Source organism: Streptomyces fildesensis (assembly GCF_016107395.1).
Taxonomy (GTDB): domain Bacteria; phylum Actinomycetota; class Actinomycetes; order Streptomycetales; family Streptomycetaceae; genus Actinacidiphila; species Actinacidiphila fildesensis.
The window spans coordinates 14,012-27,129 of sequence record NZ_JAAIKO010000031.1 but is presented as its reverse complement, the minus strand read 5'-3'; the positions used below and the strand labels follow the sequence as shown (position 1 = coordinate 27,129).

At 69.3% G+C, this 13,118-nt stretch carries 14 protein-coding genes and 2 tRNA genes; 9 read left to right on the top strand and 7 right to left on the bottom strand.

Features of this window, described 5'->3' with window-relative positions:
- Positions 1-6 precede the first annotated feature (6 nt).
- The 5 genes from C6N31_RS29860 to C6N31_RS29840 form a co-directional block, all read right to left on the bottom strand.
- Positions 7-831 (bottom strand): ABC transporter permease, encoded by an 825-nt coding sequence (locus C6N31_RS29860; protein WP_138355831.1) that lies wholly within the window; start codon positions 829-831, stop codon positions 7-9.
- On the bottom strand, positions 828-1,754 hold the full coding sequence (locus C6N31_RS29855; RefSeq protein ID WP_198358596.1) for an ABC transporter ATP-binding protein: 927 nt from the start codon (positions 1,752-1,754) through the stop codon (positions 828-830). Before C6N31_RS29855 ends, C6N31_RS29860 begins: the two co-directional genes overlap by 4 nt.
- A 154-nt stretch (positions 1,755-1,908) precedes the next feature.
- A tRNA-Gly gene (locus tag C6N31_RS29850) sits at positions 1,909-1,981 on the bottom strand.
- A gap of 58 nt (positions 1,982-2,039) precedes the next feature.
- Positions 2,040-2,111, bottom strand: a tRNA-Gly gene (locus C6N31_RS29845).
- Positions 2,112-2,230: 119 nt separating this feature from the next.
- Positions 2,231-2,548 carry a histone-like nucleoid-structuring protein Lsr2 gene (locus C6N31_RS29840; RefSeq protein ID WP_138355829.1) on the bottom strand — a complete coding sequence of 106 codons (318 nt, stop codon included), beginning with the start codon at positions 2,546-2,548 and terminating at the stop codon, positions 2,231-2,233.
- Positions 2,549-2,903: 355 nt separating this feature from the next.
- On the opposite strand from C6N31_RS29840, the gene purS reads away from it, so the two are divergent.
- The 4 genes from purS to C6N31_RS29820 all read left to right on the top strand — a co-directional run bounded on the left by purS (position 2,904) and on the right by C6N31_RS29820 (position 6,973).
- The gene (purS, locus tag C6N31_RS29835) at positions 2,904-3,149 is read left to right on the top strand and encodes a phosphoribosylformylglycinamidine synthase subunit PurS (protein ID WP_138355828.1); all 246 of its coding nucleotides are present in this window, start codon (positions 2,904-2,906) and stop codon (positions 3,147-3,149) included.
- Complete coding sequence (purQ, locus tag C6N31_RS29830) at positions 3,146-3,826, top strand: phosphoribosylformylglycinamidine synthase subunit PurQ (RefSeq protein WP_138355827.1); 681 nt, start codon at positions 3,146-3,148, stop codon at positions 3,824-3,826. The genes purS and purQ overlap by 4 nt, the downstream gene beginning before the upstream one ends.
- Positions 3,823-6,072, top strand: a complete 2,250-nt coding sequence (gene purL / locus C6N31_RS29825) for a phosphoribosylformylglycinamidine synthase subunit PurL (protein ID WP_138355826.1) — start codon at positions 3,823-3,825, stop codon at positions 6,070-6,072. Before purQ ends, purL begins: the two co-directional genes overlap by 4 nt.
- A 100-nt stretch (positions 6,073-6,172) precedes the next feature.
- Positions 6,173-6,973: a PIG-L deacetylase family protein gene (locus C6N31_RS29820; RefSeq protein ID WP_138355825.1), complete on the top strand. Its 801-nt coding sequence runs from the start codon at positions 6,173-6,175 to the stop codon at positions 6,971-6,973.
- A gap of 100 nt (positions 6,974-7,073) precedes the next feature.
- Here C6N31_RS29820 and C6N31_RS29815 read toward each other — a convergent pair whose 3' ends face one another.
- Entirely contained in the window at positions 7,074-7,430 is a 357-nt protein-coding gene (locus C6N31_RS29815; protein ID WP_138355824.1) for a hypothetical protein, read from the bottom strand.
- A gap of 963 nt (positions 7,431-8,393) precedes the next feature.
- Positions 8,394-8,855, bottom strand: coding sequence for an ATP-binding protein (locus C6N31_RS29810; RefSeq protein WP_138355823.1), 462 nt, complete (start codon positions 8,853-8,855; stop codon positions 8,394-8,396).
- Between the two features lie 234 nt (positions 8,856-9,089).
- Here C6N31_RS29810 and C6N31_RS29805 point away from each other — a divergent pair, with 234 nt between their 5' ends.
- The 5 genes from C6N31_RS29805 (at position 9,090) to purF (ending at position 13,113) form a co-directional block, all read left to right on the top strand.
- On the top strand, positions 9,090-9,968 hold the full coding sequence (locus tag C6N31_RS29805; RefSeq protein ID WP_198358595.1) for a helix-turn-helix domain-containing protein: 879 nt from the start codon (positions 9,090-9,092) through the stop codon (positions 9,966-9,968).
- Between the two features lie 11 nt (positions 9,969-9,979).
- Positions 9,980-10,180: a DUF397 domain-containing protein gene (locus C6N31_RS29800; protein ID WP_138355821.1), complete on the top strand. Its 201-nt coding sequence runs from the start codon at positions 9,980-9,982 to the stop codon at positions 10,178-10,180.
- A 64-nt stretch (positions 10,181-10,244) separates the two neighbouring features.
- Positions 10,245-10,448 (top strand): DUF4177 domain-containing protein, encoded by a 204-nt coding sequence (locus C6N31_RS29795; RefSeq protein ID WP_138355820.1) that lies wholly within the window; start codon positions 10,245-10,247, stop codon positions 10,446-10,448.
- A 69-nt stretch (positions 10,449-10,517) separates the two neighbouring features.
- A complete protein-coding gene (locus tag C6N31_RS29790) occupies positions 10,518-11,321 on the top strand; it encodes a maleylpyruvate isomerase family mycothiol-dependent enzyme (protein ID WP_138355819.1) in 804 nt (267 codons plus the stop codon).
- 274 nt (positions 11,322-11,595) lie between these two features.
- Positions 11,596-13,113 (top strand): amidophosphoribosyltransferase, encoded by a 1,518-nt coding sequence (purF, locus tag C6N31_RS29785; RefSeq protein WP_138355818.1) that lies wholly within the window; start codon positions 11,596-11,598, stop codon positions 13,111-13,113.
- Positions 13,114-13,118: the final 5 nt, after the last annotated feature.

Below are 13,118 nucleotides of genomic sequence, written 5' to 3'. Positions count from 1 at the left end.
GCCTGGTCAGCGACGCGGTTCCCAGCGGAACCACCGGCGTACAGCAAACACCGCGAGCGCGGTCCAGGCCACCGCGAGCCCCAGCGTGCGCAGGATTTCGCCCGCCCCGGCGCCGCCCAGCCAGCCGAACCGTACGAGGTCGGTGACGGGCGTTACGGGCAGCAGCCGGCACAGATCGTGGGCCCAGCCGGGCAGCAGTTCCACCGGTACGAAGAGCCCGGATCCGATGAGCGACACCATGAACAGCGGCAGGGTGGTCAACTGCGCCACCTCCACACTCCGGGTGAAGACGGTCGAGACGGCCGCCAGCGCGGCCAGCAGCAGCACCCCCAGCAACACGCCCGCGACGAGTAGTTCCGGCCGCCGGGGAGCCGGCAGGTCCAGCAGCAGCGCACCGGTGGCGATCAGCGCCGTGCACTGCGCGAGCGCCACGGCGGCCGCCGGGAGGGCCGTCCCGGCCAGGATCTCCAGATCCGACGGTTCCCCGGTCCGCAGCCGCTTGAGCACCAGCTCCTCGCGCCGCGCCACATAGGCGGTCACCAGGTTGTAGTAGACGACGAGGAGCAGGATGACGCCGATGCCGCCGCTCATCGTCTGGGCGTTGCGGGTCAGTCCGGCTTCCCTGAGGTCGTGGGTCGGGACCACGGAACGCGTCGCCCAGACCATGCCGACCGGTAGCAGCAGCGCGGTGTACATCGCCGTCCGGTTGCGCCACAGCAAGGTGAGCTCGGCCCGGCCGAGCGCCACCAGCCGCGTACGGCTCCGGGTCCGTGGGCCCGTCGCCGGCACCGTGCCCGTTCCCTTCAGCGTTCCCGTACGCGTCGTGCTCATCGTGCGTCCCCCTTCGCGATGTCCATGAACGCCTCTTCCAGCGACGCGTGCCGCGCGTCGAGTCCGAGGAGCTGTACGTCCCTGTCGCGCGCCCACGTCAGCAGTTCCAGCAGGTCCTCCTGCAGCCGTTCGGTCCGCACCTCGATCCGGCGCCCGTCGGCGGCCGACGGGACGGACAGCGGCAGCCGGTCCGGCGTCACGCCCTCCGGCAGAGTGAAGTGGATCCGGGCCGGCCGGGCCGCCGTCACCTCGGCGGGGGTGCCGGTCGCGACGATCCGTCCGCCGCGCATGATCGCCAGCCGGTCGGCGAGGCCCTCGGCCTCCTCCAGGTAGTGCGTGGTGAGCAGGACGGTCGTGCCCCGGTCCCGCAGCTCGCGCACCAGTTGCTGGGTCTCATGGCGGCCCTCCGCGTCGAGCCCGGTGGTCGGCTCGTCCAGGAAGAGCACTTCGGGACGGCCGAGCAGCGCCATCGACAGGTCTAGGCGCCGCCGTTCACCGCCCGACAGCTGTTTGACGCGCACCTTGTGGCGGGTGCCGAGGCCCACCATCTCCAGCGCCTCGCCGACCGGCCGGGCCCCGGTCGTGCAGCCGGCCCACATACGGGCGGTTTCGGCCACCGTCAGGTCGGAAGGAAACCCGCCCTCCTGGAGCATTACGCCCATCCGCGGCCGCACCCGCGCCCGCTCCCGGTAGGGATCGTGCCCCAGCACCCTGACCTGCCCGCCGCTCGGCCTGGCCAGCCCCTCCAGCACCTCGACGGTGGAGGTCTTGCCCGCCCCGTTGGTCCCCAGCAGCGCGAAGAGCTCGCCGCGCGCCACCGTGAACGTCACTCCGCGTACCGCCTCGAATTGACCGTCATATCGGCGGCGCAATCCGGCGACATCGATCACCTTCTCGTGCGTGTCCCCGCTGTACGTGTCCATATATCCAGCGTTCCGCCGGCCGGGACGTGCGGGCAGTGCGCGGTGTCATCGGCATTGATGACGAATGTCATGAAGCGCCCGTGTCGCCGACGCGAAGAAGGCTGAAACAATGAAGTCCCCGGTCGGAGATCCGACCGGGGACTTCATTGAACTGAGCGGACGACCAGGTTCGAACTGGCGACCTCAACCTTGGCAAGGTTGCGCTCTACCAACTGAGCTACGTCCGCACCGCGCTGTTGCGCAGGACTACTCTACCCGATCCATTGGACCGGTCAGAACAGTCAGAGCGGGTGACAGGGATCGCACACTGCGCCTCCCCCCTGGAAGGGGGGCGCTCTACTACTGAGCTACACCCGCGTGACTATCGACGACCTGGTCTTTCGACCCTGCCCTCGGCGTGCTCCAAACAGTAGCGGAACACAGGGGGTGCCTGTCCAGTCGGTAGGGCGCAAGATCACGGACGGACGCCCTCCGGCTCAACTCGCTTCGTTGAACGCCTCGTAGACCTTCTTCGGGATGCGGCCGCGCGGCGGCACGTCGAAGCCGTTGGACCGGGCCCACGCGCGCACCGCGGCCGGGTCGGGCGCGACGGCCGTGCGCTTGTAGACCTTTCCCGAGCGGGCGTGCTTCCGGCCGGCGCCGACATACGGCGACAGGGCGCTCCGCAGCTTGTCGGCATTGACCGCCGACAGGTCGATCTCGAAGGACTTTCCGTCGATCCCGAAAACGATCGTCTCCGCTGCCTCGCCGCCGTCGAGATCGTCGGAGAGGCTGACCACTACGCGCTGCGCCATGGGTGTCGGTCCTTTCGTGCGGAATCGGCTTCTGCCGGCCTCCTGGCTACCACTGATCAACGACTGATCTGCGGCTGAGCTGGGTCGATGCGATGAAGCCGACAAGTCGGGGACAATAAGTTTTCATTTGTACGATGCCATGCATTACGTCGGGAAGCCGGAGGATTATTCCTCCGCGTGTCCCGTCGCAATCGGGACCCTACGTTTCTTGAAACGCATCCCCTAGAGAATCGCACGGCCGATACTTAAACGTGATGAGCGTCAACCGGCGGAGAACAGGATATCTACCCGCGTAGATTTTTGCGACGGGTACGCTGAAGTCACTTCACGCACCACCACAACACCGGGAGTGCCAGTGGCACGCGTCGTAGTCGACGTCATGCTCAAGCCGGAGATCCTCGACCCCCAGGGCCAGGCGGTGCACCGTGCACTGCCGCGTCTCGGGTTCGAAGGGATCGCGGACGTCCGCCAGGGAAAGCGCTTTGAACTCGAGGTCGAGGGGCCGGTCGACGACGCCGCCCTCGCCCGCATCCGGGAGATGGCCGAAACCTTCCTTGCCAACACCGTCATCGAGGACTTCTCCGTGAAGGTGGAGTCGTGACCGCACGCGTCGGCGTCGTCACCTTCCCCGGAACGCTCGACGACCGCGACACCCAGCGCGCGATCCGCGTCGCCGGTGCCGAGCCGGTGCCGCTGTGGCACCGCGACAAGGACCTCCACCAGGTCGACGCGGTCGTCCTGCCCGGCGGTTTCTCCTACGGCGACTACCTGCGGGCCGGCGCGATCTCGCGCTTCTCCCCCGTCATGGAGTCGGTCATCGCGGGCGCCAGGGACGGTCTTCCGGTCCTCGGCATCTGCAACGGCTTCCAGGTGCTGACCGAATCGCACCTGCTGCCCGGCGCGATGCTCCGCAACAACCACCTGCACTTCATCTGCCGCGACCAGAAGCTGCGGGTGGAGAACGCGGACACCGCCTGGACCGCCGATTACTCGGCCGGCCAGGAGATCTCCATCCCGCTGAAGAACATCGACGGCCGCTATGTGGCCGACGAGCGGACGCTGGACGAACTGGAAGCCGAGGGCCGCGTGGTCTTCCGCTACCTCGACGTCAATCCCAACGGCTCGCTGCGCGACATCGCCGGCATCTCCAACGCCGCGGGAAACGTCGTCGGCCTCATGCCGCACCCCGAGCACGCCGTCGAGCCGCTGATCGGCACCGGTCGCACCGACGGTCTGGGATTCTTCACCTCGATCCTGAAGAAGCTGGTCACCGCATGACCCTCGATACCGTCACGAACGCCGAAAAGACCCCCGAGGCCGACCAGCCCTGGGCTGAACTCGGCCTCAAGCCCGACGAGTACGCGCGCATCCGCGAGATCCTCGGCCGCCGCCCGACCGGCGCCGAACTCGCGATGTACTCCGTCATGTGGTCCGAGCACTGCTCGTACAAGAGCAGCAAGGTCCACCTGAAGCAGTTCGGCGAGAAGGCCCCCGAGAACGACGCCATGCTCGTCGGCATCGGCGAGAACGCCGGCGTCGTCGACGTCGGCCAGGGCTACGCGGTCACCTTCAAGGTCGAGTCGCACAACCACCCCTCGTACATCGAGCCCCACCAGGGCGCGGCCACCGGCATCGGCGGCATCGTCCGCGACATCCTCGCGATGGGTGCCCGGCCGGTCGCGGTCATGGACCCGCTGCGCTTCGGTGCCGCGGACCACCCCGACACCAAGCGCGTACTGCCCGGCGTCGTGTCCGGCATCGGCAGCTACGGCAACTGTCTGGGCCTGCCGAACATCGGTGGCGAGGTCGTCTTCGACGCCTGCTACCAGGGCAACCCGCTCGTCAACGCGCTCTGCGTCGGCGTCATGAAGCACGAGGACATCCACCTCGCCAAGGCGTCCGGCGCCGGCAACAAGGTCATCCTCTACGGCGCCCGCACCGGCGGCGACGGCATCGGCGGCGTCTCGGTCCTCGCCTCGGAGACCTTCGACGACGCCAAGCCCAGCAAGCGCCCCGCCGTCCAGGTCGGCGACCCGTTCCAGGAGAAGCTCCTCATCGAGTGCACCCTGGAGATCTTCAAGGCCGACCTCGTCGACGGCATCCAGGACCTCGGCGGCGCGGGCCTGTCCTGCGCCACCTCCGAGCTGGCCTCGGCCGGCTCCGGCGGCATGCGCGTCGAACTCGACACCGTCCACCTGCGCGACTCCTCCCTCTCGCCCGAGGAAATCCTCATGAGTGAGTCCCAGGAGCGCATGTGCGCGATCGTCGAGCCCGGCAAGGTCGCGCGCTTCCTCGAGATCTGCGAGAAGTGGGACGTCATCGCCACCGTCATCGGTGAGGTCACCGACGGCGAGCGGCTGGAGATCTTCTGGCACGGCGAGCAGATCGTCGACGTCCCGCCGCGCACCGTCGCCCACGAGGGCCCGGTCTACGACCGCCCGTACGCCCGTCCGTCCTGGCAGGACGCCCTCCAGGCCGACGACGCGAACAAGCTCGCCCGCCCGGCGGGCGGTGACGAACTGCGCCGCCAGGTGCTGGCCCTCGTCTCGTCGCCGAACCAGGCGTCGAAGTCCTGGATCACGGACCAGTACGACCGGTTCGTGCAGGGCAACACGGTGCTGTCGCACCCCGAGGACTCGGGCATGGTCCGCATCGACGAGGACACCAACCTCGGCGTCGCCATCGCCACCGACGGCAACGGCCGCTTCACCAAGCTCGACCCGTACACCGGCGCGCAGCTCGCGCTGGCGGAGGCGTACCGCAACGTCGCCGCCACCGGCGCCAAGCCGCTCGCCATCTCGGACTGCCTCAACTTCGGTTCCCCCGAGGACCCGGACGTCATGTGGCAGTTCGCCGAGGCCACCCGCGGTCTGGCCGACGGCTGTCTGATCCTGGGCACCCCGGTCACCGGCGGCAACGTCTCGCTCTACAACCAGACCGGTGACGTCGCCATCCACCCGACCCCCGTGGTCGCGGTGCTCGGCGTCATCGACGACGTCAACCGCCGTACGCCGATGGCGTTCGCGGAAGAGGGCCAGCTCCTGTACCTCCTCGGTGACACCAAGGAAGAACTGGGCGGCTCCGCCTGGTCCGAGGTCGTCCACAGCCACCTCGGCGGCCTGCCGCCCGCGGTGGACCTGGAGCGCGAGCGGCTGCTCGGCGAGATCCTCATCGCCGGCTCCCGCGACGGCATGATCGACGCAGCGCACGACCTCTCGGACGGTGGCCTCATCCAGGCCGTCACCGAGTCGTGCCTGCGCGGCGGCAAGGGCGCCCGGATCGTCGTCCCGGACGACCTCGACCCGTTCGTCTTCCTCTTCAGCGAGTCGGCCGGCCGCGCGGTCGTCGCCGTCCCGCGCAGCGAGGAGCTCCGCTTCAACGACATGTGCGGCGCGCGAGGCCTCCCGGCCGCGCGCATCGGTGTCGTGGACGGCGAGACGATCGAGATCCAGGACCAGTTCACGATCCCGCTGAGTGAGCTGAAGCAGGCGCACGAGGCGACGATCCCGGCTCTGCTGGCCTGAGACCGCCTCTCGGCTCGGCCCCGGCTCCTCTTCCGAGGAGCCGGGGCCGAGCCGTTCGCATGCCTGCCGGCGCCTGCCAGGGCCTGTCAGGATGGCCGGGATGACGACGATTCTCGCGTTCCATGCCCATCCGGACGACGAGGTGCTGCTCACCGGCGGCACGCTGGCGCGGCTGGCCGCGGAGGGTCACCGGGTGGTCGTGGCCGTCGCCTGCGACGGGATCATGGGCGAGGCGACCCGCCCGGACGGCACCCTGCGCCTGGACGAACTGCGGGCGAGCGCCGCGCTGCTGGGCGTCGCCCGCGTGGTGCACCTCGGATACGCCGACAGCGGCCACGGCCCACTGCTGTTCCCGGACCCACCGGACCGCGTGCGCTTCGCCCGCGCGGACGTGGACGAGGCCGCGTCGAAGCTCGCGGAGCTGTTGAGTGAGGAGCGGGCCGACGTCCTGCTCAGCTACGACGCCCAGGGCGGCTACGGCCACCGCGACCACGTCCGGGTCCACGAAGTGGGCGCGCGGGCGGCCCGGTTGACGGGCACCCGCGTCCTGGAGGCGACGCTGCCGCGCGAGCCCATCGACCGGGTGTTCCGTGCGCTGCGCCTCCTCCGGGTGCCGGTCCGCTACGACCCGGAGGTGATGCGCACGTCCTTCACCCCGCGAGCGGCGATCACCCACAGCATCAACGTCCGCCCCTACGCCCAGCAAAAGCGCGCCGCCCTCGCCGCCCACCGATCCCAAGCGGGAGAGGGCAAAGGCCGCTCGTCGGCACTGTTCCGCCTACTGATCCGCCTCCCGGCACCGATCTTCGGACTGGTGTTGGGGAGAGAGTGGTTCGTCGAGGCGGGGGCGCCGCCGGGGCCGGGGAGGAGCGGGGACCTGTTGGGGGCCGGTAGGGGCTGAGGTCAGAGCGATACCGAGTGCTTTTCCACGGCGGCAACCAGGGCGGGCGGTGCCCCACCGATGACGTGTTCTTCGTTCGGGTCGTACTCCCAGCACCAATTCATCCGGCCACTGCCGCGCGTGCCTCTTCGGTCAAGGCGACGATTTCGTCCATGGCCGCACGCCAGGCTGGATCTTCTCTGGGGAGAGTCTGAGCCGCTCGCTCCGCCTTGCGCCGCCGCTCGGAGAGGTCCGGGCGACGCTCGATTTCGACTTCGCCTGACCAGATCAGCAGCCACATCCGAATAGGGCCGAGCGCGTCGTGCTGGGCAGCCATGGAGAACGCTTCGTTCTTCTGGCGCTCCATCTCCTCCAGCCGGTGCGGTGCGATCCGGGCGAGGGCGACCCGTAGAGCGTCAGGGGTTCGCTCGGGCCTGGGGATCAGCTCTCCGCCAGGGTGCTCGGGCTGCGTACTCATGGTCGTCTCCTCGGGTCGCACGAGCCACGGTACGCCAGCCAGAATCGTCGGAGCGGGAGGAACCGTCGCCTCCGTGAGGAGCCTCGGACTCCAAGGTTGTACCGGTCACGCTCAGCTCGCCGCACGATTTTCGGCGACGTTACCCCGAAGGAAAAGCACTCCAGAGCCTGAACCCGGGCCACGAACGACTGGTTGAGACCCGGACGGCGCGGCTCGGTCTGTGCGTGGGGAGAGAACGAAGGGGTGGGGAAGGGCGTGCCTGCTGGCGACGGCAGTGCGTATTGCTCCGGCGGTTCTTCGTGGCACGGCGGGTGGGTGGCTGAGGTCAGATACGGAGTGCTCCTCTGCGGCGCTGCGCACCTTGACCGGGCGGAGGGGGAGGCCCGGCGCTGCGCGCCTGCCAGCGAGGCGGTCCGCTGCGCTCCCCTTGGCGGGTGGTGGGCCGGTCGCGGCCGGAGGTGCCCTGGGGGTGGGGCGTTTGAGGGGCCTTCGCAGGGGGCCGGGTTCGCTTCGCGCCCCGGGCGGGGTGGTGGGCCGTGCGGTGCGCCTCCGGTTGACGTTCTGATCCGCTCTTCTCCCGGCGAAGTGGGGTGGCTGTGACACATGGTGTTCCGTGGGACCTGTGAGGTGGTTTTTGAGTTGATGTGGATCACTAAGGGCGGTCAAAACTCAACATGCCGGGGCTGCGGCCACACAGTTCGTTCCCTTTGAGAGCGGCCGGAGTTCGAGAGGCGGGGTGCGCCCCAACCCGCCGGGCCGTGCTGCCTCGTCGGCCGCAGCTCCCCTCCACCCCGCCCGGAGCGCAGCGGACCGGAATCCCTCCGCCTCGCCGGGCCGCGCAACGGACCGCTTCCCTGGCAGGCGCGCAGCGCCGGGGCCTCCCCTCCGCCCGGTCAAGGTGCGCAGCGCCGCAGAAGAGCACTTCGCACTGCTCTGACCTCAGCCACCGCCCGCCCGTTCCGGTTACGCGGCAGCGGACCCCGCCGCGATGTCCGCCCACACGAGCTTCCCCGCGAGCCCGAAGGGCTCCTCCCCGAGCAGGTGGCACCCCCACGCCGCCGCGAGCCCGGTGACCAGCCACATGCCGCGCCCGTGTTCGGCCTCGTCCGTGACGGTCAGGAACTCCGGCTTCGCGGGACTGGTGTCCCACACCCCGAGCCGCAGGTTTCTCTCCCGCCAGTGCAGTCGCAGACTGACCGGCCCGCTGGAGTGCTCCAGCGCGTTCGCGACGAGTTCGGCCGCGACGAGCTGCGCCACTTCGATCATCGGCGCCAGCCCGTACGCGTTGAGCACCGCTCTGAGCGTGCAGCGCGCGATGCCGGCGCCGCGCAGGTCGTGCGGGATCTGGAGCGAGTAGTCCCACTCGTCGTCGGCGCCCGCGCCCTCACCGGGCGGGGTTCGAGGGGGTTCGTCCTTCGCGTTCATGCGGCTCTCCGAACGGTTCTGGGAAACGCCCCCATGCGGTGGCCTGTCGCCCTTCCCGTGCCGGGGCATGGGGTAGCGATGCGCTGCCGTCCTACTGCGAGCGTGCGCCCTGTGATGGCGACATCACAGACGGTAGGGGAATTGGGTTCAGCATTGCAACTCAATCGTCGAAGGTGATGGACCGGGTCACCGGCCGGGTGCAGACTGTGAGCGAACTTCTTCGAAGGAGCCCCATTGGGACTGCGCACCAGCATCACTGAGCGGCAGCGTCGGCTGGGTGCTGAACTATGCAAGCTCCGTGAGAGGTCCGGCATGGTCACGAAAGAGGCTGGCGAGGTGATTGGGATGGGGTCGGCCCACCTCAGCCACATCGAGGCCGGCCGGACCTCCATCGTCACTTCGCGGCTCCGCGCGCTGTGCGAGGCGTACGGATGCACGGATGAGCCCTACGTCGAGGCGCTCGTCGACATGGCGGAGGATTCCGGCAAGGGCTGGTGGACCGAGCACCGCAAGTTGGTATCGCCGATCGCCCTGGACCTGGCGGAGCTTGAGGCGGGAGCTAAGCGAGCCTGTAGCTACGAGACGCTGTTCATCCCCGGTCTCTTGCAGACCGAGGGGTACATGTGGGCCATTCTCGGCAGTGCACAACGACCGGACATCGAACCGGCGGTGCGGTTTCGGCTGGAGCGGCAGCACCTACTCATCGGCGATGACGCGCTTCCACTGCATGCCGTGGTCCATGAGGCGGCGCTGAGGATTGCCGTCGGTGGCCCAGATGTCATGCGCGAGCAGCTGATGCGGCTGATCGAGGCCGCACGTCTGCCGAATGTGACGCTGCAGATCCTCCCGTTCGACGTCGGGGCGGTCAGAAGCTTCAGCACCTCCTTCTCGCTCTTGCACGGCCAAGCGCCCGGACTGGAAACGGTTGTGGCCGATACCCCGGCTGAACGCACCGTTTTCCTCGGGGGAGACACAGTCGTCGAGAGCTACGCCGACACGTTCGTACGGTTGGCTGCTGCGGCCCTGGCTCCAATCGACCCCGGCGCAGTGCCGGAAAGCCACTTGGTGAAAGACTCGCTGGGTCTGATCCAGCACGTCGCCTACGCACTTTAGGAGCGGCGAACATGTCTCAGCTTCAGTGGCAGAAGTCCTCGTTCAGCGATTCCGGCGGCGAGAACTGCGTAGAGCTGGCGGCCGCCGTCAACGGAACCGTCCTCCTCCGGGAAAGCGAAGCGCCCGGCGTCGTCCTCTCCACCACCCCCGCCCGCTTCGCGGCCTTCCTCGAAACCCTCAAGGGCGGCGGATCCGCCCCCGCCGCCCCGTAACCCCGCGGGAGCGTGGTTGGGTGGCGGCGGACGGATTCCGTACGTACGCACGAGGGGCTGGGCCATGTTCGAGTACAAGGTTGTTTCGTTCCGCGAATCGCTGATCGGTGACGCGCTGGACGGCGACAAGTTGGAGAAGACGCTCAACAAGCACGCCGGTGACGGCTGGGCGCTGAAGTCGATCACCGCGGCCGACGTCAAGGGCCGCATCGGCCCCGGCGCCGTCGAGGGTCTGCTGCTGACCTTCGAGCGCCCCCGCCAGGGCTGAGTCCGGGGCCGGGCCCCGGGCGGTGAAAGCCTGGGGACAACCCGGGGGGAGCCCCATAGGCTCGGAGGCATGACGTCAGCCGGTCGCCGTGCCCGTAGTTATGACCCCGCCAGGACGCGGGCCGCGCTCGTCGCACAGGTGGGGGCGGTGCGGGCGGCGGTGCGATCGCTCACGGACGAGCAGCTGACCAGGCCCTCCGGGCTGCCCGGGTGGGATGTGCGGCTGCTGGTGGCGCACATCGTGCGGCAGATCGACGCCGTCGGGTCGCTGCTCGGTGAGCCCGTGCCGGATCCGGTGCCTCCGGTCACCGGGTTGTCGGTGTGGGCGGTGTCCACCGCCGCCATCGCGGACCGGCTGGACGCTTCGACGCGGGAGACCGCCGCCGGCATCACCGACGTCAAGCACGCGCTCGACGCGGCCGCCGAGCGGATCGAGCCGTTCCTGGACGAGGCGGTCCGGGCGGACCGGATCGTTCCGCATGTGTTCGGGGCGATGCGGGCGCTGGACATGACCGTCACCCGGCTCGTGGAGCTGGTGGTGCACGGCGACGATCTGGCGCGCGCCACCGGTGTGGAGGTGGTGCACGACCGGCAGGCCGTCGCGGCCGTCACCCGGCTGCTGGCCGACGCGCTGGCGGTCAAGGCGCCCGGGAACTCCGTCGAGGTCCGCATTCCACCGTATGCGGCCGTTCAGTGCGTGGAGGGGCCCCGGCACACCCGGGGCACGCCGCCGAACGTCGTCGAGACCGATCCCCTGACGTGGATCCGGCTCGCCACCGGCCGGACCGACTGGAAGACCGCGCTCCACGCCGCCGCCGTCTCGGCGAGCGGGGAGCGGGCCGATCTCGGTCCCTATCTCCCGGTCCTCGGCTGAGCCACCCCACCGGTCTCCCGGTCCTCGGCTGAGCCACCCCGCCGGTCTCCCGGTCATCGGCTGAGCCGCCACCGGCGCTCGGCTGAGCGGGTCCGCAGGACCCCCGTCCCCACCACCCCGTAGTGGGGTGCTCACACGGTGTCCGCTCAGGGCCCGTAAAGCACGTGATCCTCGCCTCACCTGCGGTGAGACACCCGTGGTCACACCCGTGATCGCGGGGTTCGCGGTCCGTCGCCCGTTCGGACGCGGGTCGAATCTGCCTTAGACTCGCTGTGTGCCTCGTGGTGATGGACGACTCAACCACGACCTGCTCCCCGGCGAGAAGGGCCCCCAGGACGCTTGCGGCGTCTTTGGTGTCTGGGCCCCCGGCGAAGAGGTCTCCAAGCTCACCTATTTCGGTCTGTACGCCCTGCAGCACCGCGGACAGGAGTCCGCGGGCATCGCTGTGAGTAATGGCTCCCAGATCCTGGTCTTCAAGGACATGGGGCTTGTTTCCCAGGTCTTCGACGAGACCTCCCTCGGCTCTCTGACCGGCCATATCGCCGTCGGTCACGCCCGCTACTCGACCACCGGTGCCTCGGTGTGGGAGAACGCCCAGCCCACCTTCCGTGCCACCGCCAACGGGTCGATCGCGCTCGGTCACAACGGCAACCTGGTCAACACGGCGGAGCTCGCCGAGATGGTCGCCGACCTGCCCCAGGGCAATGGCCGGGCCACGCGGGTGGCCGCCACCAACGACACCGACCTGGTGACAGCGCTGCTGGCCGGACAGGTCGACGAGGACGGCAAGCCGCTCTCCGTCGAACTCGCCGCCGGCAAGGTGCTGCCTCTGGTCAAGGGTGCTTTCAGCCTTGTCTTCATGGACGAGCACACGCTGTACGCGGCGCGTGACCCGCAGGGCATCCGCCCGCTGGTGCTCGGCCGGCTGGAGCGCGGCTGGGTCGTCGCCTCGGAGTCCGCCGCCCTCGACATCTGCGGTGCCAGCTTCGTCCGGGAGATCGAGCCCGGCGAACTGATCGCGATCGACGAGAACGGTCTGCGGACCACCCGGTTCGCGGAGGCCAAGCCCAAGGGCTGCATCTTCGAGTACGTGTACCTGGCGCGCCCTGACACCGACATCGCGGGCCGGAACGTCTATCTGTCCCGGGTGGAGATGGGCCGCAAGCTCGCCGCCGAGGCCCCCGTCGAAGCCGATCTGGTGATACCGACTCCGGAGTCCGGCACGCCGGCCGCCGTCGGCTACGCCGAGGCGAGCGGGATCCCGTACGGCACCGGCCTGGTCAAGAACTCGTACGTCGGCCGGACCTTCATCCAGCCGTCGCAGACCATCCGGCAGCTGGGTATCCGGCTCAAGCTGAACCCGCTCAAGGACGTCATCCGCGGCAAGCGCCTGATCGTCGTGGACGACTCGATCGTCCGCGGCAACACCCAGCGCGCGCTGGTGCGGATGCTCCGTGAGGCGGGGGCCGCCGAGGTCCACATCCGGATCTCGTCGCCGCCGGTCAAGTGGCCGTGCTTCTTCGGCATCGACTTCGCGACCCGCGCCGAACTGATCGCCAACGGCATGTCCGTCGAGGAGATCGGCAAGTCGCTGGGCGCGGACTCGCTCGCGTACATCTCGCTGGACGCGATGGTCGAGGCGACGACGATCGCCAAGCCGAACCTGTGCCGCGCCTGCTTCGACGGTGTCTACCCGATGGATCTGCCCGACCCGGAGCTGCTCGGCAAGCAGCTCCTGGAGAGCGAGCTGGCCGGTGGCACCGACGCCGCCGACGCGCTGCGCCGTCCGTAGTCGGG